Consider the following 23,098-nt stretch of genomic DNA (forward strand, 5'->3'; position numbering starts at 1 on the left):
AGGCGTGCCGCGGGATGCCGGACGCCCGGGCCGAGGGAGCGAGCCGTGACGCACGACCCTGAACACGACGACCACAGCGCCGGGGCGATACCGCCGATGCCGGACCACGCACCCGAGTGGGAGGTGCTCAGCGGACCCGGCGGGGCCGAGCGGGAGCACGGTCTGGACCGGCTGTGGCGGCAGCGTTCGAAGCGGGCCCGGGCTGTCATCGCCGCGGTCACCGTGGGCGTGCTCGCACTGGGCGGCAGCGTCGCCTACGCGGCGACCTCCGGAGGTTCGGGCAGCGACGCGATTCCCGCCGCGACCGGGTCCCCCGCGCCGTCCGGCTCGCCGTCGCCCGGCGGGCCCGGCTTCCGGCACGGGGGCGGCATGTGGTTCGGGTTCGGCGTCGGCGGCAAGGCCGTGCACGGCGAGGCGACGGTCAAGGACGACTCCACCGGCAAGTGGGTCGTACGGATCTGGCAGCGCGGAACGGTCACGAAGGTCGACGGCGACCAGGTCACCGTCAAGAGCGACGACGGAACGTCGTGGACCTGGACCGTGAGTTCCGACGCCACGGCCCAGAACTCCGCCGCCCTCAAGAAGGGCGACACCGCCTCCCTGATCGGCACCCGCTCCGACAGCGGCACCAGGACCGCCGACCGGGCCTTCACGGGCGCCTTCGACCGCAAGGGCCAGGGCGGACCGGACGGGTTCAAGGGCGGCCACGGCCCGTGGGGACGCGGCGGCCCGAGCGGTGCGCCTTCACCCAGCCCGTCCGGCAGCGGCGCTACGACCTGACCGCGCCCGCCGGCCCGACACCGATCACGACGTTGGCGTACAACTCCTCGGAGTAGGCCGACCGCGTCTCAAGGCCCGCGTCCCTGAACGCCTCGACCGCTGACGGGAGTTGACGCTCGCTGGTCTCGACGAGCAGACAGCCGCCGGGGGCGAGCCAGTCCGGTGCGCCCGCGGCGACCTCGCGGAGTATGTCGAGGCCGTCCGCGCCGCCGTCGAGGGCGACCAGCGGCTCATGTTCACGGGCCTCCGCGGGCAGAAAGCCGACCTCGTCGCTGGGGACGTAGGGCACGTTGGCCGCGAGGATGTCGACGCGTCCGCGCAGTTCGCCGGGCAGCGCGGCGAACAGGTCGCCCGTGTGGACGTGCCCGCCGAAGGCGGCGACATTGCGGCGGGCGCAGCGCGTGGCGGCGGGGTCGATGTCGGCGGCGTGCAGTTCGACCCGGCCGAGGGCGGCGGCGAGGGCCGCGCCGACCGCGCCGGAACCGCAGCACAGGTCCACGACGACGGACGCGTCCGGCGCCTGGGCGAGGGCCTGCTCGACGAGGAACTCGGTACGGCGGCGGGGCACGAACACACCGGGTTCCACGGTGATGTGCAGACCCCTGAACTCGGCGTGGCCGACGACGAGTTCGAGAGGGAGGCCCGCGACGCGGCGGTCCACCATGGCGGCGACCTCGTCCGGGGTCCGGGCGGCGGAGAGGATCAGCCGCGCCTCGTCCTCGGCGAAGACACAGCCCGCGGCACGGAGCGCGGCGACGACGGAGGCGGGAGAAACGGGGGAAGGAGAAGGCATGGAAGCCGAGAGCCTTTCGGAAGGTGGCCGAAGGGCGCTCTCGCGGTCACCTGCTACCGGTGAGCCGAGCTGTCCTGAGGTGAGAGCACCCGGCATGACACAGCGGAAATGGGTCTCACCTCCCAGGAGTTCAGGGTCACGGCCGTCCGCGACGGAGGGCAACAGTACCCGAAGCACACGGCCTGCGAGGAGCCGGGCTCCGCACCGAGTTGTACTGTGCAACCAGGAGAGCGAAGGAGACGCAGTGCGAGCGGACCGGGCCGTGGAGACCATCCAGCGCGAGATGACGGCCTTCGCGCGGCGCGCCCGGGCCTCGGCGGGACGGCTGCATCCCGAGCTGTCCCTGGTGTCGTACACCCTGCTCAGTCATCTGGAGGAGCGCGACGGCCGCCGGGCCACCGACCTGGCCGCGCACTACGCCCTGGACAAGTCCACGGTCAGCCGCCAGGTCGCCGCCCTGGAGCGCGCCGGCCTCATCGAACGGCGTCCCGATCCCGAGGACCATCGCGTCCAGGTCCTGCATCTGACCGACGCCGGCCGCCGGATCCTCGCCCAGGTCACCGAGAACCGCCAGGCCGCCTTCCGTGAGCGGCTGGCGGACTGGCCGGAGGAGGATCTGCAGCGGTTCGCCGGCTATCTGGAGCGCTACAACGCGTGGTCGGGCGAGGCTCCCGCCGAGGAGAACTGAGGAGCCGGTCCTACGACACCCCGACGGCCCGGGTCTCGGTCAGGTGCTCCGGCGCCCGTGCCGCGAGGAACGCGGTGTGAAGGCGCAGCCGGAAGCCGAGGGACTCGTACAGCCGTATCGCGGTGGCGTTGCCCGCGCCGGTGTGCAGGAACGGGGTCTCGCCGCGTTCGCGGATGCCATGGGCGACGGCCCGGATCAGACGGCTCGCGAGTCCCTCGCCACGGACGGCGGGGTCGGTGCAGACGGCGCTGATCTCGGTCCAGCCGGGCGGGTGAAGACGCTCACCCGCCATGGCGACGAGGGCACCCTCGCGGCGGATGCCCAGGTAGGTGCCGAGTTCCACGGTTCGGGGCAGGAAGGGGCCGGGCTTTGTCCGCTCCACCAGATCGAGCATCTCGGGGACGTCGGCCGGACCGAGGACGATCGCCTCGGGGTCCGGTGCGGCGGTCATCCCGTCGTCCACCATCTGCACGCCGTCGATGTCGAAGGTGATCTCCCAGTCGTCCGGGACCCGGCCCCGGAAGCCCAGCAGCGGGATCTCCGCGCCGGGCCCGGCGAGCGCGGCGACATCCGCCCAGTCGTCGGCGTCGGGCTCGTCGGGCAGGGCCAGCCACGGGGTCACGTCGACCGGGTAGCGCAGGACCCGGCCGCGCCGCTCGGCGAAGTGTGCGTGCGGGCCGGTGAGGGCGGCGCGGGCGGGGTTGTCGAGGACGCGTTCGTCGGACGTGCTCATGCGGTGACCTCGATCACGATCTTGCCGCGCGCGTGACCGTCCTCGACGGTACGCAGGGCCTCGCCCGCCCGATCCAGTGGGAAGGTCCGCGTCACGTGCGGATCCAGCTCGCCGCCCACCACGAGCCGCGCGACCGCGTCGAGGACGGCCGTGCCGCGGGCCCGCTGGACCCGGGCGCCGCCGAGCTTCTCGACCTCGGGGGCGGGGGCCCCGGCGGTGACCAGCTTCGTGCGGTCGGTGAGGAGGGTCGCGGCCTCGGCGAGCACCTCGCCGCCGACGAGGTCGTAGACGCCGTCGACGCCGTCCGGGGCGACCGCCCGCACCCGTACGGCCAGGTCGGGTCCGGACGCGACGTGGACCGCGCCCAGCGACTCCACGAAGTCCTTCTTGCCCTCGCTCGCCACGCCCACGGCACGCAGTCCGAGGGCCCGCGCGATCTGCAGGGCCGCGGAGCCGACGCCGCCGCCCGCGCCGGTGACCAGTACGGTCGCGCCGGCGGGCAGGTCGAGCTGGCGGACGCCGTCGTAGGCGGTGGCGGCCGCGACGGGGAGAGTGGCGGCGTCCGCGAAGGACAGTTCGGCGGGCTTGTGCGCGGTGATGGTCGCGGGGAGCAGGGCGTACTGGGCGTAGCCGCCGGCCACCGTGTTGCCGAAGACCTCGTCGCCGACGGCGATGCCGTCCACGCCCGCGCCGATCTCCTCGACGACGCCGGAGACCTCGTTGCCGAAGACCGCGGGGAACGTGCGGGTGTCGCTCTCGCCGGGCCGCCGGTAGCCGGTGCGCAGCTTCCAGTCGACCGGGTTCACCCCGGCCACGCGCACCGCGACAAGGACTTCACCGGGACCGGGACTCGGCCGGTCGACCTCTGCGAGCGCCTCCGTTTCAGGTCCCCCGTAACGCGTGAAGACGTATGCCTTCGGCATCTGCTCCCTCACTCTCCTTCGCAGTCACCACATCGCCGACACTCAGGACCAAGGTCGCCCGCCGGGCGGCTATTCCCCGGAGCCCGGAGAGTTCATACGGCCGCAATGATCGGCGGTACCCCTCGGACCTGGGCATACCCGGTGGACGCGTACGGTTGAAACGAGAAACCACTGATCACGCTCGCCCGGCGGACCCGCGCCGCAGCGACCTGGAGGCTCCACCCGTATGCACGTCACCCGAGGCTTCACCGGACGCCCCCGCGTCCCCGACGCCGGCCTGCCGCCCGGCCAGTACGACGCCGGCGACGACTGGCCCGTCCTGTCCGCCGAGGTCACCCCCGACCTGGCGCCCGCCGACTGGACGTTCCGCGTCGACGGACTGGTCGAGGCGCCGCGCACCTGGAACTGGACGCAGGCCCATGAACTGCCCGCGTCGGCCTACGAGGGTGACATCCACTGTGTGACGAGCTGGTCGAAGTTCGGGGTGCGGTTCGGGGGCGTCTCCCTGGACGCGTTCCTCAATGTGGTGCGGCCCCATATGTCCGCCACACATGTGGTCGCCTATTCGCACACCGGGTACACCACGAACCTCCCGCTCTCCGATGTCACCGGCGGACGGGCCTGGATCGCCTGGGAGTACGACGGGAAGCCGCTGCCCGCCGAGCACGGCGGCCCCGCCCGGCTGCTGGTGCCGCACCTGTACTTCTGGAAGAGCGCCAAGTGGATCGCCGGCCTGCGTCTCCTGGACCACGACGAGCCGGGCTTCTGGGAACAGAACGGCTATCACGCCCGGGGCAACCCCTGGGAGGAACAGCGGTACTCCGGTGACTGACACCTTCGCCCCCACGACCAAGTTCGCGGTGCCGGGACGGATCGCCGTGAGCAACCGGGCCGCCGCCGTGTGGCAGACCGCCACGCTCACCGAGATCCGTCGGGAGACCCCGCACGCCTCCACGTTCCGGTTCGCGGTGCCCGGCTGGAGCGGCCATCTGGCGGGCCAGCACCTGATGCTGCGACTGCGCGCCGAGGACGGCTATGTGGCGCAGCGCCACTACTCGATCGCCTCGCACCCGGACGACACCGGGCATGTGGAACTGACCCTCGACCATGTCGAGGGCGGCGAGGTGTCCGGCTGGTTCCACACGGTGGCCGCGCCCGGGGACCAGGTCGAGGTGCGCGGCCCGCTGAGCGGCTTCTTCGCCTGGCCGGGCGACCGGCCCGCGCTGCTGCTGGGCGCGGGTTCCGGGGTCGTACCGCTGATGTCGATGCTCCGGCAGCACCGGGCGCGGCGGCTGTCCGTGCCACTGCGGCTGGTGGTGTCGGCGCGCAGTCCCGAGGAGTTGATCTACGCGCGGGAGTACGACGCCGAGACCACGGCCGTGTTCACGCGCAGCGCGCCACCGGGTGTGCCGGTGGGACGTATGGCCGCGGCACATGTGGCGCCGCTCCTGGCCGAACAGCCTCCTGGTGGGTGGGAGGCCTATGTGTGCGGCTCCAACGGATTCGCCGAGCATGCGTCCCGGCTGCTGGTCGAGGCGGGCCAGCCGGTGGACCGCATCCGGATCGAACGCTTCGGCTGAGGCCGTCCCGCCCGCCGCGCCTGCCGATCTCCTCGGCTCCGGTTGAGGGAAGTGCCCCGGAGGGGGTACGACTGCTGTGTGGACGCTCGCATGCGTGCGCGGTGTCGGGACAGCGGGATCCTCGCGCTCCTCGACACCGGTGACGGCGAGGAGGTCGACGTGCGGAACCGGGTACGGAGTCGGCGCAGGCGGCACAATCCGCTGCGGCGCCGGTCGGACGTCGTGGAGACGTGGACGGCGGTTGCCGTCACCGTCCTGCTGTTCGTCTGCGCGCCCCTGGCCGGGGCCGCCGCGGGTCTGTGGGCGCACGACCAGGCCCGGACCGTCGCCGCGACCGCGCGAGCCGACCGTCACCGCGTCCGCGCGGAGGTGATCGGCGCCCCGCCCGCCGGACTCCCCGCCGTGGAGGGCAGCCGCCCGAACAGCTTCCTGGTGGCGGTGCGCTGGACGGAACCGGGCAAGGGGACGCGTACGGCCGCGGCCACGGTTCCCGCGGGGACGAGGCGCGGTGACGTGGTGAGCGTGTGGTTCGACGCCAAGGGCCGCAGTGTGGCACCGCCGCCGGGTGAAGTGGCCGTCTGGCAGCACACGTTGACGGTCGGCATGTGGGCCACGGGCGGTGTGGTCGGACTGGTGCTGCTCGCGTCGACGGTGACCCGACGGGTCGCGCTGCGCCACCGGCTGGCCGAGTGGGAACGGGACTGGGCACTCACCGAACCGCAGTGGACCCGACGGCGGGCGTGACGCGAGAGCCACGAAACGGGGGTGCCGTGTGGCCGCCGCACATGGACCGCCGCCACACCCCCTGCCCTGTGGGACCCGCACATGTACGGCCGCTACACCCCCCGCTGCATCCGCCGTGCGACCCGCCCGTGGTCCCGCAGCACATCTCCCAGCGCGGGCAGCGCCGGTTCACCGCGGTCGACCAGGACCCGCCCACCCACGACCGTGGTCCACGCCCGCGCCGGTCCGCAGCGCAGCCACGCCTCGACGGGGTCGCTCAGCGCGCCGGCCAGGGCGACTTCGTGCAGGTCCCAGACGACCAGGTCGGCACACGCGCCCGGCCGCAGGTGCCCCAGTTCGTCGGCACGGCCCAGGCAGCGCGCCGAGCCGCGGGTCGCGATGTCGAGGGCGTCGCGCGCGGTCATCGCACCGGGTCCGCCCCGATAGCGGCCCAGCAACAGCGCACCCCGGGTCTCCATCCAGAGTGAGGCGTGGTCGGTCGAAGCCGAGCCGTCGCAGCCGATGCCGACGGGCAGGCCGAGTTCGCGCATCTCCTTCACCCGGGCCGTGCCGCCGCCGATGAGCATGTTGGAGCTGGGGCAGTGCGCCACACCGACACCGGCGGCGGCGAGGCGGCGCAGTTCGTCGTCGTTCGGGTAGATGCAGTGCGCGACCCAGGTGCGGTCGCTCATCCACCCGGTGTCCTCGAAGTACTCGACGGGCCGGCAGCCGTAGGTCTCCAGGCAGTACGTGTCCTCGTCCCGGTCCTCGGCGAGGTGGGTGTGCAGCCGTACGTCGTACCGTTCGGCGAGTTCCGCGGTCGCCGTCATCACGTCCTTGGTGACCGAGAACGGCGAGCAGGGCGCGAGCGCGACCCGGATCAGCGCGCCCGGTGCCGGGTCGTGGTGAGCCTTGATGAGCCGCTCGCTGTCGGCGAGCACCTCGTCCGTGCTCTGGGTGACGCTTCTCGGCGGCAGTCCCCCGTCCTCCACCGACCGCGTCATCGAACCGCGGGTCGCGTGGAACCGGAAGCCGATGTCGCGGGCGGCGCGGATCTCGGCGTCGACCAGGTAGGGGCGCGGATGCACATAGAGGTGGTCGGAGGATGTGGTGCAGCCGCCCATGAGGAGTTCCGCCATACCGACGTACGCCGACACGTACGCGGCCTCCTCGTCGAGGCTCGCCCACAGCGGGTAGAGCGTGGTCAGCCAGTCGAAGAGGGTGCCGTTGACGGCGGGCGCGTAGGAGCGGGTGAGGTTCTGGTAGATGTGGTGATGGGTGTTGATCAGGCCCGGGGTGACGAGCCGCCCGGCGGCCGAGACGGTCGTAGCGGCTTCGGGCTCGGCCCCTCCCGCACCGACGGCGGTGACCCGACCACCCGTGACGGCGACCCAGCCGCCCGGGATCTCCCGATCCCCGTCCACGACGAGCAGTTGGGCGTCCTTGACCAGCAGATCCACGGCTGACGACATGCCGCCATGGTAGGCGCGTGGCGCGGCACGAGTCTGGCGAGTCCTCCGATGTCACACGTACGGTGTGATCTTCCGCGCTCACCCTTCGCAAAGGTGGTCATCGATGGCCCTGTTCGACCTTCCGCTCGGCGAACTCCGTGAGTACCGCAGCGAGTCCGCCGAGCCTGAGGACTTCGACGCCTTCTGGTCCAAGACCCTCCAGGAGGCCCGCGAGCACGATCTCGACGCCCGCTTCGAGGAGGTCGACACGGGGCTGTCCACGGTTCGGGTGTACGACGTGACGTTCGCCGGGTTCGGCGGTCACCCCGTGAAGGGCTGGCTGCGGCTACCGGCCGACGCGGACCGACCCCTGCCGCTGGTCGTGGAGTTCGTCGGATACGGCGGCGGGCGGGGGCTCCCGCACGAGAACCTGCTGTGGGCGTCGACCGGCCGCGCGCACTTCATCATGGACACGCGCGGTCAGGGCAGCGCGTGGGGCGGCGGCGGTGGCACCCCGGACCCGGTGGGCGGGGCGCCCGCGTACCCCGGCTTCATGACCCGGGGCATCGACGCCCCCGAGAACTACTACTACCGCCGGGTGTTCACGGACGGGGTGCGTGCCGTGGAGGCGGCCCGCTCGCACCCGTCGGTCGACCCCGCGCGCACGGTGGCCCTCGGCGCCAGCCAGGGCGGCGGCATCACCGTCGCCGTGGGCGGGCTGGTCGGCGACCTGGCCGGGATCGCGCCGGACGTGCCGTTCCTGTGCGACTACCCGCGCGCGGTGACCCTCACGAACCGCGACCCGTACCGGGAGATCGGCAACTACCTGAAGACCCATCGTGGCCGCACCGAGGAGGTGCTGCGCACGCTCTCGTACTTCGACGGCGTCCATTTCGCGGCCCGTGGCCGCGCCCCGGCCCTCTTCTCGACCGGCCTGGAGGACGAGACCTGCCCGCCCTCGACCGTGTTCGCCGCGTTCAACGCCTGGGCGCACGAGGACAAGAAGATCGAGGTCTACGACTTCAACGACCATGAGGGCGGCGGCCCTTACCAGGAGGCGGCCAAGCTGGACTGGCTGCGGTCGTACGTCTGAGAGGCGCCCCTATGGACATGGCCACCGACGAGGCCGCCGGGCGGTTCGTGCGCGTCTGGACCCGCGCCTGGGCGGAGCACGACGTGGACGCGCTGCTGGAGCTGTATGCCGAGGACTGCGTCCACCGCTCGATGCCGTTCCGCGAACCGCACCGGGGGCGGGCCGAGTTGGCCGCGTATCTGCGCTGGTCGTTCGCGGCGGAGCGGGTGGGCGACGTGCGGTTCTCGGCGCCGGTCGTCGGGCAACACGGCGTCGCAGTAGCCGAGTTCAGGGTCCTGGCCGAGGAGGACGGTGAGCCGTCCACGCTCGCCGGCTGCGTCTTCGTGCGCTTCGACGCGGCCGGGCTGGCCGTGGAGACCCGCGACTACTGGCACACGGAACCGGGTCACCGGGAGCCTTCGGGCACGCTGTTCCTCGACTGAACGTACGACACCTTCCACCCAGTCCGACCAGTCGGTATGTTCAGGGGGTCCGGGTCGCAGCGTCGCGGCCCGGAGCCACGGCGGACCACGGAGGCACCATGTCCGAGCACCAGCCAGCCATCGACGGCCACTGCGACCCCCGCTTCACGGCGGTCCGCACGGCGTTCGAGGAGAACTTCCGGGACCGCGACGAGCTGGGCGCCGCCGTGACCGTCACCCTCGACGGCGAGACTGTGGTCGACCTGTGGGGCGGCTGGGCCGACGCGGCACGGACCCGCCCCTGGGAGCGGGACACGCTGGTCAACGTCTGGTCCACGACCAAGGGCCCGGTGGCCCTGTGCGCCCACATCCTCGCCGACCGGGGCCTGCTCGACCTCGACGCCCGAGTGGCCACGTACTGGCCGGAGTTCGCAGCCGCCGGCAAGGAGGACATTCTCGTACGACACCTGCTCTCGCACCGCGCGGGACTGGCCGGCCTGCGCGAGCCGCACTCCCTCGCGCAGCTCTACGACTGGGAGTTGACGACCCAGCGGCTCGCCGCCATGGAGCCCTGGTGGGAGCCGGGGACGCGGTCCGGGTACCACGCGCTCACCTACGGCTTCCTCGTCGGCGAAGTCGTGCGCCGCGTCTCGGGGTTGCTCCCGGGGGCGTTCCTGGAGCGGGAGGTCACCGGCCCGCTCGGGATCGACTTCACCATCGGACTGCCGGAGAAGGAGGCGGGCCGGGCGGCCGAGCTGGTGCATCCGCCCGTCGCGTCGAGCAGTGAACAGGCCGCGATCTTCAGCCAGTTGGCACCCGCCGCCATCGCCGCGCTGACCAACCCGATCGCGGGCGCGGCCGAGGCCAACACCCCGGAGTGGCGCGCGGCGGAGATCCCGGCGGCGAACGGCCACGGCACCGCGCGTGCGGTCGCCGCGCTCTACGGCGTCTTCGCCGGACGCGGCTCCTACGGCGGCCACCGCGTCCTCTCCCCCGAGGCGGCCGAGCGGGTGCGCGAGGGCCAGGGCAGCTGCCGTGACCTGGTGCTGGGCGCGGGCTTCGCGCACGAGACGGAGATCGGGCTCGGCCTGTGGCTCAGCGGCCCGAACGGCTCGTACGGTCCCGACCCGAGGGCTTTCGGACACGACGGGTTCGGCGGCTCCTGCGGTCTCGCCGACCCGGACGCCGGGGTGTCGCTGGGCTACGTGATGAACCGCATGGGGCCTCATATCGCCGACGACCCAAGGAAGTCGGCGCTGATCGACGCCCTGTACGGGGCGCTGTGAGGAGTGATCGGCGCGGGTCGGTTTCGGCCTAACTGCCCTGCCGCTCTTCCCTGGTGGTTTAGACCAATGCTAGATCTGGTCGCGCAACGAGCCCGCACGGCTACGTTTCGTCACCAGTTCTGCCCTCAGTCTTGTCACCCTCAGGAGGCGCGGCATGGCCCGCACCACCCCCCACCACCCGACCGCCGACGACCAGCCCCTCTACGGCAAGGTCGCCACCGAACTGCTCGCCGAACTCCACGACGGCACCATCCCCCCAGGTGAACGCCTGCCCGGCGAGCGGCAGTTGGCCGAACACTTCCAGGTCAGCCGGGAGACCGTACGCCAGGCGCTGGAGGTGCTGCGCCGGGACGGCCTGGTCGCCACCGACCGGCGTGGCAGCCACGCCACACTGCCCGGTCTGCCCGTCGAGACCCCGTCCTCCCTCACCTTCCCGGTCGGCGCCCGCAGCACCGACCCGACCGGCTTCGACCGGACCTCGGTGACCTGGGAGACGCCCCCGCCCGAGCACGCCGAGGCCCTGCGGATCGCCCCGCACCGCCCGACCCTGGTGCACCGCTACGCGTCCGCGGCGGCCGACGGCAGCGGACTGCGCACGGCCGTCACGTCCTTCTCGGCGGTGGCGCTGGCCGAGGTGGAGGAACTCGCCCGCTACCGCGACCGCGCCGACGGCTCCGCCTCCGCCCAACTCCGGCGCGCCTACGACTGGATGCGCCGGGCCGGTCTGACCCTGCACCACCGGGACGCCATCACCCAGGTCCCGAACGCGCCCTCGGTGCGGGTGACCCGCCGCGTGCACGACCAGTACGCGCGCCCGCTGGAGATAACCGATCTGGTGGTGGAGGCCCAACAGGACGCTCTGATCTACGAGTTCACGGTTCCGTCGGCGGACTGAACCCCGGGGCGGAACATGGCGCGCGGCGGACCCGGTCCCGAACTCGCCGCGCGCCGACCAGCGTTACGCGCTCGTCAGCACGACGAGCTGCTGAGTCGCCCGGGTCATCGCCACATAGTGGTCGACGGCCCCTTCGATGCCCTCGCCGAACTTCTCCGGGTCGACGAGCACGACCAGGTCGAACTCAAGTCCCTTGGACAGCTCGGGAGTCAGCGACCGGACACGCGAAGTCGCCCGGAAGGCGGGGTCCCCGATCACACAGGCGATCCCCTCGGTGTGTGCGGCGAGCCAGGTGTCGAGGACCGACTCCAGGTCCGAGACGGGTCCGTGGCCGACGGGGATGCCGCTGCCGCGGATCGAGGTCGGTACGTTGGCGTCCGGGAGGACCGCACGGATGACCGGCTCGGCCTCCGTCATGATCTCTTCCGGGGTGCGGTAATTGATGGTCAGGGACGCCAAGTTGATCCGGTCGAGCCCGATCCGCTTCAGCCGCTCCTGCCACGACTCGGTGAAGCCGTGCCGGGCCTGGGCGCGGTCACCGACGACGGTGAAACTGCGGGACGGGCAGCGCAGCAGCAGCATCTGCCATTCCGCGTCGGTGAGTTCCTGGGCCTCGTCCACGACGATGTGCGCGAACGGCCCGGCGAGCAGGTCCGGTTCGATGCCGGGCTGGGCCGCCTCGTCGATCAGGGCGTCGCGCAGATCCTGTCCGTGCAGCATCCCCATCGCGCCCTCGCTCTCGTCGATCTCGACGTTCTGCAGCAGGCTGTCGATGACGTCGGTACGACGAGCGTGTTCAGCGGCTACGGCCGCTTCCTGCCGGCGCTTGCGGCGCGCCGACTCCGGGTCGCCGAGCCGCTGTCGCGCCGCGTCGAGCAGCGGCAGGTCGGACACCGTCCAGGCCTGGGCGTCCGCGCGCTGCAACCGCTGGACGTCCTCGCGGCTCAACGAGGGGGCGCACTTGCGCAGATAGGCCGACACCGTCCACAAGTCCCCTACCAGGTCGGCCGCTTCGAGCAGCGGCCATGCGCGGTTGAAGGCGGTGAGCAGTTCGCGGTTCTGGCGCAGCGACTTGCGGAGCAGGGCGGGGGTGACCGCGCCGTCCTGGGCGGGGGTGGTGTCCTCGTGCTTCTCGACCAGGATGGTGAGCAGTTCCTGCCAGACCTGCTCGCGTCCCTCGTTGTGCGGGGTGCCGGGTTCGGCCGCCTCGAACGCCACGGCCCAGTCCTCCGCGCTGAGCCAGATGTCGGACCAGTGGGTGGTGACGTTCATGCCCTTGGTGGGCGGCTCCTCGTAGAACCGGACGGCGGGTTCGATCGCCCGCACCAGTTCCACGGACGACTTCAGCCGGGCCACCTCCGGATCGGCCTCGATGCCCGCAGCCGCCCCCTCCGCCACGAGGTCCCGCAGGATGCAGGTCTGCACGCCCTCCTCGCCGAGGCTGGGGAGGACGTCGGCGACGTAGTCCAGGTAGGGCCGGTGCGGACCGACGAACAGGACACCGCCCCTGCGATGACCCAGGCGCGGGTCGGAGTACAGGAGGTAGGCGGAGCGGTGCAGGGCGACGACGGTCTTGCCGGTGCCGGGACCACCGTCGACGACGAGCGCACCGCGTGATCCCGCGCGGATGATGGCGTCCTGGTCGGCCTGGATGGTGCCGAGCACATCGCGCATCCGGCCCGAGCGGTTGCCGCCGAGGCTCGCGATGAACGCGGACTGGTCGTCGAGCGCGGCGTGCCCGACGAAGCCGTCCGCCGTGAACACCTCGTCCCAGTAGTCGCTGATCCGACCGCGCGTCCAGCGGTAACTGCGGCGGCTCGCCAGCCCCATCGGGTTGGCGTGGGTGGCGCCGAAGAACGGCTCGGCCGCCGGGGACCGCCAGTCCAGCAGCAGCCGTCGGCCCGTGCTGTCCGTGAGACCGAGCCGCCCGATGTAGACGGGCTCGGATGTGTTGGCATCGACCATGTGGCCGAGACACAGGTCCAGGCCGAAGCGTCGTAGGGTCCGCAGCCGTGTGGTGAGCCGGTGGATCTCCGTGTCCCGGTCCATCGCCGCCCGGCCGATGCCACCGGGCGCCCTGCGCTCGGCGTCGAGCTGCTCGGTCAGTTCCGCGATCGACTGGTCGAGGCACTCCGCGATCGCCACGAAGTGCTGCTCGTCACCGGCGATCAGCGCCGGGGCGGCCTTGGCGGAGAGCCGGTCGGGGAGGTCGAAGGCGCTGGTGGTCAGGGGGTTCACGGCATCAATTCCGTTCTGAGGTCGCTCACGGCCGTGCGGGCGGCAGGCCGTGGGGACCGGTGCGTACGGGTTCTCGTGTTCGGGGTTCGGCTTCTCGTGTGCGGGGTTCGGCCGGTTCACGCGCGCGTGGGCGGCCTTTCCCCGCCGGCCGGGTCGAGGAGCATCTTCGCGGCCACTGTCGTCCCGTCGGTGCGGAGCAGGCCGGCCACAGTCCGTGCCCGGTCCCGGATCTCGGGGGCCAGGACGGTGGTGAGCGCGGCCGACAGGGAGTCGTAGGTCGGTGTCGGACCGTCGTGTGCGACGCCGATGCCCAGCTCGGCCACCCGTGCCGCCCAGTATGGCTGGTCCACGATCTGCGGCACGACCACCTGGGGCGCGCCGGACATGGTGGCCGCCGTCGTGGTGCCCGCCCCACCGTGGTGTACGACGGCTGCCACCCGCCCGAACAGCGCCTGGTGATTGACCTCACCCACCACGAAGCAGTCGTCCCGGTCGTCGACGGCGGCCAGTTGCGCCCAGCCACGGCCGAGGACGACCCGGCGGCCCTTCGCCCGCACCGCCGCGATGGCGTCCCTGCCGACATCCGGCGAGGTACGTAGGGCCATGCTGCCGAAGCCCACGTACACCGGCGGCTCGCCCGCCTTCAGGAACGCCTCCAGATCCGCGGGGAGCGGGCGTTCGTCGGGCAGGATCCACGGTCCGGTCACCACCAGGTCGAGATCCGTCTGGTCCTGCCACGGGAACAGGTCCGGGTCCGCTGCCAGCCACGGCCGCTCGGTGAACGCGTGGTCGCGGACGTTGTCGACCGGCGGCAGGCCGATCGCCGCCCGGTGCCGGTTCTCCGCCTCGCGGTACAGGGCGTTCACCCGCTGGGCGTCCTCCTCCCACAGCACCTTGATGTCGGTCTCCTCCGCCGAGGACTGGTGGCCGGGCCGCGACATCGGCCGGTACTTCGACGACGGCAGCCCGGCCGTGTGGAAGCAGGCGAACACATAGCGGATGCCCAGTTTCTCGGCCACCGAGCGGGCACCGGTCGGCATCAGACCGCTCGCCAGCAGCACATCGCACCCCTCGGCCGCCGGCAGCAGCGTCTCGTACCGGGCGGCCACCAGCTCGGGCGCGAGCCGGAACGCGGTCGCCGCCGTCGGCGGCTTCGCCCCGGTCACCACCGAGCGCACCGACGGCCCGAGCGGCAGCAGCGGCACCCCGGCCCGGTCCAGCAGCTCCACGAACTCCTCGTCCGGCGGCGCGGCCACGCTCACCTCCGCGCCGAGTTCCAGCAGTCGGGCCGCGAGTCCCGCGACGGGTTCGACATCCCCGCGCGATCCCCACGTCGTCAACAGCACACGCATTCCGCGACTCCCATTTCCGCAGGTCATGCCCTCAGGCCGGACATTCTGCGGTACGACGGGGGCCTTGCCGCAAGCCCCCCGGTGCGCTATACGTTAAGAAGGGAAGAGGAGTGGACACGCCTCCCTTTCCGCCATCCCCCACAGCCCTCGCGAAACTCGCGGCGAAAAAACCTGCCCGCCGATGTCGAGAACCCGCGCCCGGCTCCGTCCCCGAGGTGAACGCGACCACAATGGCTCGCACCGGCACCGAGGAGAACGACCATGGCCAAGTACCTGCTGCTGAAGCACTACCGCGGCGCCCCCGCCGCCGTGAACGACGTCCCCATGGACCAGTGGACGCCCGAGGAGATCACGGCCCACGTGCAGTACATGAACGACTTCGCGGCCCGTCTCGAGAAGACCGGCGAGTACGTCGACAGCCAGGCCCTCTCGCCCGAGGGGACGTTCGTCCGCTACGACGGCGAGGGGCGCCCGCCGGTCACCGACGGCCCGTTCGCCGAGACCAAGGACGTCATCGCCGGCTGGATGATCATCGACGTCGACAGCTACGAGCGGGCTGTGGAGCTGGCCGGTGAGCTGTCGGCCGCCCCCGGTGCCGGTGGCAAGCCGATCCACGAGTGGCTGGAGCTGCGCCCGTTCCTGGGCGTGCACTCCACCACCACGGACTGCACCTTCAAGTGAACGAGGTCCTGCTGAGGAGCCTCACGCCGAGCGTGCTCGGCATCCTCGTCCGCCGCGGAGCAGACTTCGCGGCGGCCGAGGACGCCGTACAGGACGCGCTCGTCGAGGCGGTCCGGGTCTGGCCCGAGGATCCGCCGCGCGATCCGAAGGGGTGGCTCGTCACGGTGGCGTGGCGGCGGTTCCTCGACGCGACGCGGGCGGACACGGCCCGCCGTAGACGCGAGGACCGGGTGGACGAAGAGCCGGCTCCCGGCCCCGCGCCCGCGACGGACGACACGCTCCAGCTCTACTTCCTGTGCGCCCACCCGTCGTTGACGCCGTCGTCGGCGGTCGCGCTCACGCTGCGCGCGGTCGGCGGGCTCACCACCCGGCAGATCGCCCAGGCCTATCTGGTGCCCGAGGCGACGATGGCACAGCGCATCAGCCGGGCCAAGCGCACCGTGTCCGGTGTGCGCTTCGACCAGCCCGGCGATGTGGCCACCGTGCTGCGCGTCCTCTACCTGGTCTTCAACGAGGGCTACTCCGGCGATGTCGACCTCGCAGCCGAGGCCATCCGGCTCACCCGGCAGGTCGCGGGCGTGATCGACCACCCCGAGGTGTCGGGCCTGCTCGCCCTCATGCTGCTCCACCACGCCCGCCGCGCCGCCCGGACCGCGCCGGACGGCAGCCTGGTGCCGCTCGCCGAGCAGGACCGCGAGCGGTGGGACACCAAGTTGATCGCCGAGGGCGTCACGATCCTCCAACTCGCCCTCGCCCAGGACCGGTTGGGCGAGTTCCAGGCGCAGGCCGCGATCGCGGCGCTGCACGCGGACGCGCCCAGGGCCGAGGAGACGGACTGGGTGCAGATCGTCGAGTGGTACGACGAACTCGTCGGCCTGACCGACAGTCCGGTGGTCCGCCTCAACCGCGCGGTGGCGGTCGGCGAGGCCGACGGCCCGCGCGCGGGTCTGACCGCACTCGCGGCCCTGGACGACTCGCTCCCCCGCCATACGGCGGTGGCGGCGTACCTCCACGAGCGCGACGGCGACCTGAAGACGGCGGCACGGCTGTACGCGGAGGCTGCACACAAGGCCCCCAATCTCGCCGAGCGCGACCATCTGACCCGCCAGGCCGCCCGGCTCAATACCCTCCGGTCCGCTTGAACTGTTTGCTTTTTCCCGGAAAGTGTGGGCAATTGCCGAGCGTCTCGAATTCCCGTTGCCCACACCAATGATGATTTCGTCAAGGGCGATATTGGCAACACCGGAAAGGGAGTTGTCGGGTCACGACCGACGGTGAATCGCTGCTACGGTGAGCACTCGTCCCGAGGTCGAGCGATGTGCCGTGTCCGGTGCCCCGACCTCGGATTGCACAGCGAGTGTTCCGCTTCTCACCGGATTCCGTTCACTCTCACCTTTCCCTGTTCGCGGCACTCCCTGGAGTTCTTGAACCATGTCTGCTGAGAGCGTGGCCACCGTCACTTCCACGGCACCGGAGCATTCCGGCACCGCCCCCGGAGACCGACATCTCGGTCTCGCCCTGTTCGTCATCGCGGCGGCCCAGCTGATGGTCATCCTCGATGCCACCATCACGAATATCGCCCTGCCCGCCATCCAGACCGACCTCGGTGTCTCCGACGCGAATCTGGCGTGGATCGTCAACTCGTACGCGCTGGCCTTCGGCGGTCTCCTGCTGCTCGGCGGAAAGGCCGGGGACCTGTTCGGCCGCCGCCGGATCTTCCAGGTGGGCGTCGCCGTCTTCACCCTCGCGTCCCTGCTCGGTGGACTCGCCCCGAACGAGGGCCTGTTGATCGGCGCGCGCATCCTCCAGGGCGTCGGCGCGGCCCTCGCCGCACCGAATGCGCTGGCGCTGATCACGACCACGTTCCCCGCGGGCAGGCCCCGCAACCGGGCGATGGGCGTGTACGCCGCGATGGGCGGCCTCGGTGCCACGGTCGGTCTGCTGCTCGGCGGCCTGCTCACCGATGTGCTGGACTGGCGCTGGGTGTTCTTCGTCAACATCCCGATCGGCCTCGCCGTCCTCGCCGGCACCCGCAGCCTCGTCGAGGCACAGCGCCACCCCGGCCGCCTCGACGTCCCCGGCGCCGTCACCGGAACCGGCGGCCTGATCTCCCTGGTCTACGGCATCACGCGCGGCGGCGAGCACGGCTGGACCAACGGCCTCACGCTGGGCTGCTTCGCGGTCGCGGCCGTCCTGTTGGCGGCGTTCCTGTTCCTCCAGTCCCGTACGCCGGACCCGATGATGCCGCTGCGCCTGTTCAACGACCGTAATCGGTGGGGCAGTTACGCCACCATGCTGTTCATCGGCTCCGGCATGTTCGCGTTCTTCTACTTCCTGACGCTCTACATGCAGCTGATCCTGGGCTACAGCCCCATCAAGACCGGCTTCGCGTATCTGCCGTTCAGCTTCGGCATGGCAGCGGCAGCGGGCATCAGTTCCAAGCTCGTCGCCCACATCGCGCCCCGGTCGATCGCGGCACCGGGCCTACTGGTCGCGGCAGTCGGCATGTTCTGGTTCGCCACCCTGGAGCCGGACTCGTCCTACGCCGGGCATCTCATGCCCGCCATGTTCGTCACCGCCCTCGGCCTGGGCATGAGCTTCGTCCCGATGACGCTCGGCGCGGTGAGCGGTGTCGCCCACCAGGACACCGGCATCGCCTCGGCCCTGCTCAACACGGCCCAGCAGATCGGTGGCGCCCTGGGCCTCGCCGTCCTGTCGACGATCTCGAACTCGGCGGCCGACGACAAGCTGCCCCGTGCGGCCGGCGCCCTCTATCGGGGCCTGGCCACAAAGGACTTGGGGCTCGTATCGAAGGCGGGGGACGCACTGACGCACGGCTACACGATGGCGTTCGTCGCCGCCGGGGTGGTGTTCGTCGCCGGTGCCGCCGTGACCGTGTTCGCCGTGAACGCCGGCCGACAGCAACACACCGAAGGCGCCGCCCCGATCCACATGGGCTGAACCCACACAGTCAGGCACCACGACATCGAACCGGCGCGAAGACCGCGGACGCGGTCTTCGCGCCGCCGGAGCCCAGCATGACGAACCAGCCCACCTCAGCGGCGCCTCAGCGCCCCCAACTCCCGCCGCCCATCGACGCGTTGACCGGCGCCTTCGCCCTGCTCGGCAAACGCTGGAGCGGCCTGGTCCTCGCCGCGCTGGCCAAGGGCCCCGCAGGGTTCGGTGAAGTACGCGAGCGGGTGCCCGGCATCAGCGACCGCATGCTCGCCGACCGCCTCCACGAACTGGCCGTCGCCGGCCTCCTCACCCGCACCGTGCACCACGGTCCGCCGCTGCGCTCCTCCTACGCCCTCACCCCGCACGGCGACGCCTTCCTGATCCCGCTCGCCGCGCTGGCCGTCTGGGCCGAGGAGCACCTCGTGGTCACTCCCACTGGTACTGGAGGTACTTCCCGTCGAGGGTGATGACGACCCGGTCCCCCGCCGGATCGGGCACCCGGCTGACGTCGAGGCGGAAGTTGATGGCGCTCATGATGCCGTCACCGCACTGCTCGTGGATCAGTTCCTTGATGGTGGGGCCGTAGACCTGGATGACCTCGTAGAGCCGGTAGATCGTCGGGTCCACGGGCACCGCCGCGTCCAACGCGCCACGGGTCGGCTGGAGTTGGAAGGCGAGGGCGGCGTCCTCGCCGAGTTCGAGGAGGGCGGCGGCCGTCGCCGCCTCGTCCTTGGTCATGGGGTGCTGGCCGAGCAGCGCCGCCGTGGTCCAGGCGAGCGGTCTGCCGACGGCCTCGGCCAACTGGGCCCATGTGACACCGGTCTTGACCTTGGCCAGGCGGACCGCCTCGCCGGCTTCACCCTTGCTGAGCATGCGCAACTCCGTTCCCGGACAGCACTCTTGGCCACACGCCGTTCAGCGTAGGAGATCACCCAGGCCGCGACAATGGCGTCCCCCTCCGCCCAGTGCTGTCATATGCGGGACTCCGGCACACCCGTCGACGCATACTTCCGAACATGACCCACATCGACGTACAACAGATCGAAAAGGCGAACGCCGTCGAACGTACGCCGGTCGTCTTCGTCCACGGTCTGTGGCTGCTGCCGAGCAGTTGGGACCGCTGGGCAGCCCACTTCGAGCAGGCCGGGTACGCGCCGGTCTCCCTGTCCTGGCCCGACGACCCGGAGACGGTCGCCGAGGCCAACGAGCACCCCGAGGTCATGGCGGGCAAGACGGTCGGCCAAGTCGCCGACCATCTGGCGCAGTTGATCGGCACGCTGACGCGCAAACCGGCGATCGTCGGCCACTCCTTCGGCGGACTGCTCACCCAGATCCTCGCCGGACGCGGGCTGTCCGCCGTGTCCGTGGCCATCGACCCGGCGCCCTTCCGGGGCGTGCTGCCGTTGCCGGTGTCCGCGCTGCGCTCCTCCGCCCCGGTCCTCAGCAACCCCGCCAACCGCAATCGCGCGGTCCCCCTGACCTACGACCAGTTCCGCTACGGATTCGCCAACGCCGTCAGCGAGGAGGAGGCACGGGAGCTGTACGAGACGTACGCGGTGCCCGCGCCCGGTGCCCCGTTGTTCCAGGCGGCCACGGCGAACCTCAACCCGTGGACCGAGGCCAAGGTCGACACGGAGAACCCCGAGCGGGGGCCGCTCCTGATCATCTCGGGCGAGAAGGACCACACCGTGCCCTGGTCGATCGCCAACGCCTCCTACAAGAAGCAGCAGCACAACAAGGGCGTCACCGAGATCACCGAGATCAAGGGCCGGGGCCACGCGCTGACCATCGACAGCGGCTGGCAGGAAGTCGCCGACACCGCCCTGTCGTTCGTGCGCCGCTACGCCTGAACTTCCGGACGGACACCTACGAGCAAGCGTTCTACGCCGATCTCCTCGACCTCCTCTGGAGCTGACCGATGACGATGTCCCGTAGACCCTTACTGCTGGGGGCAGTTGCCGCAGCAGGCACCCTCGCGGCCACCGCTCTCCCCGCCTCGGCGGCACCCGCCACCGGAGGCAAGCACCCCGCACCGAAGCCGACCGTGATCCTGGTGCACGGCGCGTTCGCCGACGCGTCCAGCTGGTCGGCCGTGACCTCCCGACTGCAGAAGGCGGGCTACACGGTCGTGGCCCCCGCCAATCCGCTGCGCGGACTCACCTCGGACGCCGCCTATCTCTCCGCGCTCCTCAAGACGATCGACGGCCCGAAGGTCGTCGTAGGGCACTCCTACGGCGGCGCGGTGATCACCCAGGCGACCGCGGGCGACCCGAGCGTGAAGGCGCTCGTGTACGTCGCGGCCTTCGTGCCCGACAAGGGCGAGCAACTGGGCGAACTCGCCGCGCGGTTCCCCGGGTCACAGCTGAACGACGCGCTGCAGCCGCTGCCCGACGGCTCGGGCGGTACCGATCTGGCCATCCAGACCGCGAAGTTCCACGCGGTCTTCACCGCCGACCTCCCGAAGTCCACCTCCGCGCTGCTGGGCGCCTCTCAACGCCCCATCAGCTCGGCGGCGTTCACGGACGTCACCACGGCGGCGGCCTGGCACGACATCCCGTCGTGGGCGGTCGTGGCGGCGCAGGACCGGGCGATCGCACCCGACCTGGAACGCTTCGAGGCCAAGCGGGCGGGCTCGCACACCGTCGTGGTGGACGCCTCGCACGTGGTGATGATCTCCCACCCCGACCTGGTCACGAAGGTCATCAAGTCGGCGGCGTCCGCGACGAGTTGACGCCCGCGCCAGCCGCTACGGCAGCCGTCGCGCCGCGACCATGCGGACGCGGGGGCTGCCGTCGCCGCGGTCCCCGAACTCGGGCAGGGCGTAGAGGTCGACGGCGAAGCCGATCCGCTGCAACTCCCGGCGCACGAAGCCGAGTTGGAAGTCCCGGTAGTACATGACGAAGGGCGGTCGCCACACGGCGTTGCGGACCTTCATCACCGCGTCGAAGCCGGACAGCATCCAGTACGCGGGCGAGGTGGGGCGCGGCGGCGCCAGGAGGGGAAACGCGAAGCGTCCGCCGGGCCGCAGCACGGAGTGCACCTGACCGAACAGCCCCGGCAGTTCACGGGGCAGGAAGTGCCCGAACGCGCCGAAGCTGACCACCAGGTCGAAGTCCGCCCCGAACGACAGGGCCCGCGCGTCACCGCGCACCCACGAAACGCTCGGTTCGTCGCTCTTCACGCGCTCTCGCGCGACCGCGAGCATGCCCGCGCTGAAGTCGACGCCGGTGACGCTCCGTTGGCACACGGTCGTCAGCGCTTCGGCGCCCGCCCCGGTGCCGCAGCACAGGTCGAGTCCGTCGTCGAAGGGCCCTATGCCGCGCAGTGCCGAGGCGACCGCGTCGAGCACCGAGGCCGGTGTCCGGAAAGGGGTGTGGTCGAACTTGGGCGCCAGCAGGTCGTAGCCGTGCTCGACGGACGACAGTGCCTGGACGGCGAGTTCACGCAGACTGGGACCTTCGGGGCTGAACATCCGGGTCAGCCTAGGGCAACCCGGTGCTTCAGGATCGCCAGAACGCGTTCGCACCAGCGCAGGTTCTCCTCCTCGAAGGTGATCCCGGCCATCAGCGTGAGATACGGCCCGATGCGGTCGGCGTCCCGGAGGTACTCCTCCTCGGTCCGCCCGTCGAGGAGCCGGTCCCGTACCCGCTCGTAGCGGTCGAGCTTGCCGCGCGCCCACGACCTGCGCTCCTCGACCAGCTCGCGGATGACGGCGGGGTCGGTGCCGTCCATGGCCTGGATCTTGATGAGGAACTCGTCGCGGATGGCGGTGGGGCGCCTGGGCGGCTCGGCGGCGAAGGTGTCGAGGTCGCGCCGGCCGACCTCGGTGAGCGTGAACATCCTTTTGTTGGGCCTGCGTTCCTGCTGTACGACCCGTGCCTCGATCAGCCCGTCCTGGGCGAGGCGTTCCAGTTCGCGGTAGAGCTGCTGCGGTGTCGCGGGCCAGAAGTTCGCCAGCGACACGTCGAAGGTCTTGGCCAGTTCGTAGCCCGAGGCCTCGCCTTCCAGGAGGGCCGCGAGGACCGCGTACTTGAGGGACATGTGGACACGCTAACAGCGGTTGATTAGTCTCATCCACACCTACTCAACAAATTGACTATGAGGTGAGCCGATGCGTGCGTTCCGTGAGGCGGTCGAGGCGCAGGACATGGACGCCGTCGAGGCGCTGCTGGCGGAGGACGTGGTCTTCACCAGCCCGGTCGTGTTCAAGCCGTATCCCGGGAAGGCGATCACGGCGGCGATCCTGCACGCCGTCGCGCGGGTCTTCGAGGACTTCCGGTACGAGCGGGAGATCGGCGACCCGGACGGCGCCGACCACGCGCTGGTGTTCCGTACCCGGGTCGGCGACCGTGAGCTGACCGGCTGCGACTTCATCCACGTCAACGAGGCGGGCCTGATCGACGAGTTGACGGTCATGGTCCGTCCGCTGTCGGGCGCCCAGGCTCTCCAGGAGGCCATGGCGGCGCAGTTCGAGCAGATCGCCAAGGAGGCGGAGGCGCGGCTCGGGTGAGGACCGCGCCTCC

At 71.3% G+C, this 23,098-nt stretch carries 25 protein-coding genes; 16 read left to right on the forward strand and 9 right to left on the reverse strand.

Going from position 1 to position 23,098, the window contains the following annotated elements:
- Nucleotides 1-45 precede the first annotated feature (45 nt).
- A complete protein-coding gene (locus tag JHN45_RS01275; RefSeq protein WP_201047637.1) occupies nucleotides 46-780 on the forward strand; it encodes a hypothetical protein in 735 nt (244 codons plus the stop codon).
- Here JHN45_RS01275 and JHN45_RS01280 read toward each other — a convergent pair.
- Nucleotides 770-1,573 (reverse strand): putative protein N(5)-glutamine methyltransferase, encoded by an 804-nt coding sequence (locus JHN45_RS01280; RefSeq protein ID WP_201047638.1) that lies wholly within the window; start codon nucleotides 1,571-1,573, stop codon nucleotides 770-772. The genes JHN45_RS01275 and JHN45_RS01280 overlap by 11 nt on opposite strands.
- 283 nt (nucleotides 1,574-1,856) lie before the next feature.
- On the opposite strand from JHN45_RS01280, the gene JHN45_RS01285 reads away from it, so the two are divergent.
- Complete coding sequence (locus JHN45_RS01285; protein WP_234467481.1) at nucleotides 1,857-2,261, forward strand: MarR family winged helix-turn-helix transcriptional regulator; 405 nt, start codon at nucleotides 1,857-1,859, stop codon at nucleotides 2,259-2,261.
- Between the two features lie 10 nt (nucleotides 2,262-2,271).
- Here the strand turns inward: JHN45_RS01285 and JHN45_RS01290 are convergent, their stop codons facing one another.
- Together JHN45_RS01290 and JHN45_RS01295 are read right to left on the reverse strand one after the other, a co-directional pair.
- A complete protein-coding gene (locus JHN45_RS01290; RefSeq protein ID WP_201047639.1) occupies nucleotides 2,272-2,994 on the reverse strand; it encodes a GNAT family N-acetyltransferase in 723 nt (240 codons plus the stop codon).
- Entirely contained in the window at nucleotides 2,991-3,917 is a 927-nt protein-coding gene (locus JHN45_RS01295; protein WP_201047640.1) for an NADP-dependent oxidoreductase, read from the reverse strand. Before JHN45_RS01295 ends, JHN45_RS01290 begins: the two co-directional genes overlap by 4 nt.
- Nucleotides 3,918-4,143: 226 nt before the next feature.
- On the opposite strand from JHN45_RS01295, the gene JHN45_RS01300 reads away from it, so the two are divergent.
- The 3 genes from JHN45_RS01300 to JHN45_RS01310 all read left to right on the forward strand — a co-directional run bounded on the left by JHN45_RS01300 (nucleotide 4,144) and on the right by JHN45_RS01310 (nucleotide 6,241).
- Nucleotides 4,144-4,749, forward strand: coding sequence for a sulfite oxidase-like oxidoreductase (locus JHN45_RS01300; RefSeq protein WP_201047641.1), 606 nt, complete (start codon nucleotides 4,144-4,146; stop codon nucleotides 4,747-4,749).
- A complete protein-coding gene (locus JHN45_RS01305; RefSeq protein WP_201047642.1) occupies nucleotides 4,742-5,497 on the forward strand; it encodes a ferredoxin reductase in 756 nt (251 codons plus the stop codon). The genes JHN45_RS01300 and JHN45_RS01305 overlap by 8 nt, the downstream gene beginning before the upstream one ends.
- A gap of 90 nt (nucleotides 5,498-5,587) precedes the next feature.
- Nucleotides 5,588-6,241, forward strand: coding sequence for a hypothetical protein (locus JHN45_RS01310; protein ID WP_236583059.1), 654 nt, complete (start codon nucleotides 5,588-5,590; stop codon nucleotides 6,239-6,241).
- 92 nt (nucleotides 6,242-6,333) lie between these two features.
- On the opposite strand, the gene JHN45_RS01315 is transcribed toward JHN45_RS01310, so the two are convergent.
- The gene (locus JHN45_RS01315) at nucleotides 6,334-7,692 is read right to left on the reverse strand and encodes an 8-oxoguanine deaminase (RefSeq protein WP_201047643.1); all 1,359 of its coding nucleotides are present in this window, start codon (nucleotides 7,690-7,692) and stop codon (nucleotides 6,334-6,336) included.
- A 103-nt stretch (nucleotides 7,693-7,795) separates the two neighbouring features.
- Between JHN45_RS01315 and JHN45_RS01320 the strand changes: the two genes are divergently transcribed.
- The 4 genes from JHN45_RS01320 (at nucleotide 7,796) to JHN45_RS01335 (ending at nucleotide 11,346) form a co-directional block, all read left to right on the forward strand.
- On the forward strand, nucleotides 7,796-8,764 hold the full coding sequence (locus JHN45_RS01320; protein WP_201047644.1) for an acetylxylan esterase: 969 nt from the start codon (nucleotides 7,796-7,798) through the stop codon (nucleotides 8,762-8,764).
- A gap of 17 nt (nucleotides 8,765-8,781) precedes the next feature.
- Nucleotides 8,782-9,186, forward strand: a complete 405-nt coding sequence (locus tag JHN45_RS01325; RefSeq protein WP_201047645.1) for a nuclear transport factor 2 family protein — start codon at nucleotides 8,782-8,784, stop codon at nucleotides 9,184-9,186.
- Nucleotides 9,187-9,284: 98 nt separating this feature from the next.
- Nucleotides 9,285-10,451: a serine hydrolase gene (locus tag JHN45_RS01330; protein ID WP_201047646.1), complete on the forward strand. Its 1,167-nt coding sequence runs from the start codon at nucleotides 9,285-9,287 to the stop codon at nucleotides 10,449-10,451.
- A 154-nt stretch (nucleotides 10,452-10,605) separates the two neighbouring features.
- On the forward strand, nucleotides 10,606-11,346 hold the full coding sequence (locus tag JHN45_RS01335; protein ID WP_200708736.1) for a GntR family transcriptional regulator: 741 nt from the start codon (nucleotides 10,606-10,608) through the stop codon (nucleotides 11,344-11,346).
- A 63-nt stretch (nucleotides 11,347-11,409) separates the two neighbouring features.
- Here JHN45_RS01335 and helR read toward each other — a convergent pair whose 3' ends face one another.
- Both helR and JHN45_RS01345 read right to left on the reverse strand, forming a co-directional pair.
- The gene (helR, locus tag JHN45_RS01340; RefSeq protein ID WP_201047647.1) at nucleotides 11,410-13,584 is read right to left on the reverse strand and encodes an RNA polymerase recycling motor ATPase HelR; all 2,175 of its coding nucleotides are present in this window, start codon (nucleotides 13,582-13,584) and stop codon (nucleotides 11,410-11,412) included.
- Between the two features lie 116 nt (nucleotides 13,585-13,700).
- Nucleotides 13,701-14,936 (reverse strand): glycosyltransferase, encoded by a 1,236-nt coding sequence (locus tag JHN45_RS01345; protein ID WP_201047648.1) that lies wholly within the window; start codon nucleotides 14,934-14,936, stop codon nucleotides 13,701-13,703.
- Between the two features lie 261 nt (nucleotides 14,937-15,197).
- On the opposite strand from JHN45_RS01345, the gene JHN45_RS01350 reads away from it, so the two are divergent.
- The 4 genes from JHN45_RS01350 (at nucleotide 15,198) to JHN45_RS01365 (ending at nucleotide 19,042) form a co-directional block, all read left to right on the forward strand.
- Nucleotides 15,198-15,617, forward strand: a complete 420-nt coding sequence (locus JHN45_RS01350; RefSeq protein ID WP_200708739.1) for a YciI family protein — start codon at nucleotides 15,198-15,200, stop codon at nucleotides 15,615-15,617.
- On the forward strand, nucleotides 15,614-16,759 hold the full coding sequence (locus JHN45_RS01355) for an RNA polymerase sigma factor (protein ID WP_201047649.1): 1,146 nt from the start codon (nucleotides 15,614-15,616) through the stop codon (nucleotides 16,757-16,759). Before JHN45_RS01350 ends, JHN45_RS01355 begins: the two co-directional genes overlap by 4 nt.
- Nucleotides 16,760-17,048: 289 nt before the next feature.
- Nucleotides 17,049-18,578 carry an MFS transporter gene (locus JHN45_RS01360; protein WP_201047650.1) on the forward strand — a complete coding sequence of 510 codons (1,530 nt, stop codon included), beginning with the start codon at nucleotides 17,049-17,051 and terminating at the stop codon, nucleotides 18,576-18,578.
- 77 nt (nucleotides 18,579-18,655) lie between these two features.
- A complete protein-coding gene (locus tag JHN45_RS01365) occupies nucleotides 18,656-19,042 on the forward strand; it encodes a helix-turn-helix domain-containing protein (protein WP_200708742.1) in 387 nt (128 codons plus the stop codon).
- On the opposite strand, the gene cynS is transcribed toward JHN45_RS01365, so the two are convergent.
- Nucleotides 19,002-19,448, reverse strand: coding sequence for a cyanase (gene cynS / locus JHN45_RS01370; protein WP_200679243.1), 447 nt, complete (start codon nucleotides 19,446-19,448; stop codon nucleotides 19,002-19,004). The two genes, JHN45_RS01365 and cynS, sit on opposite strands and share 41 nt — an antisense overlap.
- Nucleotides 19,449-19,591: 143 nt before the next feature.
- Here cynS and JHN45_RS01375 point away from each other — a divergent pair, with 143 nt between their 5' ends.
- Both JHN45_RS01375 and JHN45_RS01380 read left to right on the forward strand, forming a co-directional pair.
- Nucleotides 19,592-20,425: an alpha/beta hydrolase gene (locus JHN45_RS01375; protein ID WP_201047651.1), complete on the forward strand. Its 834-nt coding sequence runs from the start codon at nucleotides 19,592-19,594 to the stop codon at nucleotides 20,423-20,425.
- 68 nt (nucleotides 20,426-20,493) lie between these two features.
- Nucleotides 20,494-21,306 (forward strand): alpha/beta fold hydrolase, encoded by an 813-nt coding sequence (locus JHN45_RS01380; protein WP_234467467.1) that lies wholly within the window; start codon nucleotides 20,494-20,496, stop codon nucleotides 21,304-21,306.
- Between the two features lie 15 nt (nucleotides 21,307-21,321).
- Here JHN45_RS01380 and JHN45_RS01385 read toward each other — a convergent pair whose 3' ends face one another.
- Both JHN45_RS01385 and JHN45_RS01390 read right to left on the reverse strand, forming a co-directional pair.
- On the reverse strand, nucleotides 21,322-22,047 hold the full coding sequence (locus JHN45_RS01385; protein ID WP_201047652.1) for a class I SAM-dependent methyltransferase: 726 nt from the start codon (nucleotides 22,045-22,047) through the stop codon (nucleotides 21,322-21,324).
- A gap of 5 nt (nucleotides 22,048-22,052) precedes the next feature.
- A complete protein-coding gene (locus JHN45_RS01390) occupies nucleotides 22,053-22,616 on the reverse strand; it encodes a PadR family transcriptional regulator (protein WP_201047653.1) in 564 nt (187 codons plus the stop codon).
- Nucleotides 22,617-22,686: 70 nt separating this feature from the next.
- Between JHN45_RS01390 and JHN45_RS01395 the strand changes: the two genes are divergently transcribed.
- Nucleotides 22,687-23,085 carry a nuclear transport factor 2 family protein gene (locus tag JHN45_RS01395; RefSeq protein WP_200708746.1) on the forward strand — a complete coding sequence of 133 codons (399 nt, stop codon included), beginning with the start codon at nucleotides 22,687-22,689 and terminating at the stop codon, nucleotides 23,083-23,085.
- Nucleotides 23,086-23,098 lie beyond the last annotated feature (13 nt).

Origin of the sequence: Streptomyces sp. MBT53 (assembly GCF_016654115.1) — a bacterium.
Classification (GTDB): domain Bacteria; phylum Actinomycetota; class Actinomycetes; order Streptomycetales; family Streptomycetaceae; genus Streptomyces.

Bases quoted from the DNA above. Each gene is read 5' to 3' on its own strand.
- JHN45_RS01280 (WP_201047638.1), bottom strand. From the start codon at position 1,573: ATGCCTTCTCCTTCCCCCGTTTCTCCCGCCTCCGTCGTCGCCGCGCTC.
- JHN45_RS01285 (WP_234467481.1), top strand. From the start codon at position 1,857: ATGACGGCCTTCGCGCGGCGCGCCCGGGCCTCGGCGGGACGGCTGCAT.
- JHN45_RS01290 (WP_201047639.1), bottom strand. From the start codon at position 2,994: ATGAGCACGTCCGACGAACGCGTCCTCGACAACCCCGCCCGCGCCGCC.
- JHN45_RS01295 (WP_201047640.1), bottom strand. From the start codon at position 3,917: ATGCCGAAGGCATACGTCTTCACGCGTTACGGGGGACCTGAAACGGAG.
- JHN45_RS01300 (WP_201047641.1), top strand. From the start codon at position 4,144: ATGCACGTCACCCGAGGCTTCACCGGACGCCCCCGCGTCCCCGACGCC.
- JHN45_RS01310 (WP_236583059.1), top strand. From the start codon at position 5,588: ATGCGTGCGCGGTGTCGGGACAGCGGGATCCTCGCGCTCCTCGACACC.
- JHN45_RS01315 (WP_201047643.1), bottom strand. From the start codon at position 7,692: ATGTCGTCAGCCGTGGATCTGCTGGTCAAGGACGCCCAACTGCTCGTC.
- JHN45_RS01320 (WP_201047644.1), top strand. From the start codon at position 7,796: ATGGCCCTGTTCGACCTTCCGCTCGGCGAACTCCGTGAGTACCGCAGC.
- JHN45_RS01325 (WP_201047645.1), top strand. From the start codon at position 8,782: ATGGCCACCGACGAGGCCGCCGGGCGGTTCGTGCGCGTCTGGACCCGC.
- JHN45_RS01330 (WP_201047646.1), top strand. From the start codon at position 9,285: ATGTCCGAGCACCAGCCAGCCATCGACGGCCACTGCGACCCCCGCTTC.
- JHN45_RS01335 (WP_200708736.1), top strand. From the start codon at position 10,606: ATGGCCCGCACCACCCCCCACCACCCGACCGCCGACGACCAGCCCCTC.
- JHN45_RS01345 (WP_201047648.1), bottom strand. From the start codon at position 14,936: ATGCGTGTGCTGTTGACGACGTGGGGATCGCGCGGGGATGTCGAACCC.
- JHN45_RS01350 (WP_200708739.1), top strand. From the start codon at position 15,198: ATGGCCAAGTACCTGCTGCTGAAGCACTACCGCGGCGCCCCCGCCGCC.
- JHN45_RS01360 (WP_201047650.1), top strand. From the start codon at position 17,049: ATGTCTGCTGAGAGCGTGGCCACCGTCACTTCCACGGCACCGGAGCAT.
- JHN45_RS01365 (WP_200708742.1), top strand. From the start codon at position 18,656: ATGACGAACCAGCCCACCTCAGCGGCGCCTCAGCGCCCCCAACTCCCG.
- cynS (WP_200679243.1), bottom strand. From the start codon at position 19,448: ATGCTCAGCAAGGGTGAAGCCGGCGAGGCGGTCCGCCTGGCCAAGGTC.
- JHN45_RS01375 (WP_201047651.1), top strand. From the start codon at position 19,592: ATGACCCACATCGACGTACAACAGATCGAAAAGGCGAACGCCGTCGAA.
- JHN45_RS01380 (WP_234467467.1), top strand. From the start codon at position 20,494: ATGACGATGTCCCGTAGACCCTTACTGCTGGGGGCAGTTGCCGCAGCA.
- JHN45_RS01385 (WP_201047652.1), bottom strand. From the start codon at position 22,047: ATGTTCAGCCCCGAAGGTCCCAGTCTGCGTGAACTCGCCGTCCAGGCA.
- JHN45_RS01390 (WP_201047653.1), bottom strand. From the start codon at position 22,616: ATGTCCCTCAAGTACGCGGTCCTCGCGGCCCTCCTGGAAGGCGAGGCC.
- JHN45_RS01395 (WP_200708746.1), top strand. From the start codon at position 22,687: ATGCGTGCGTTCCGTGAGGCGGTCGAGGCGCAGGACATGGACGCCGTC.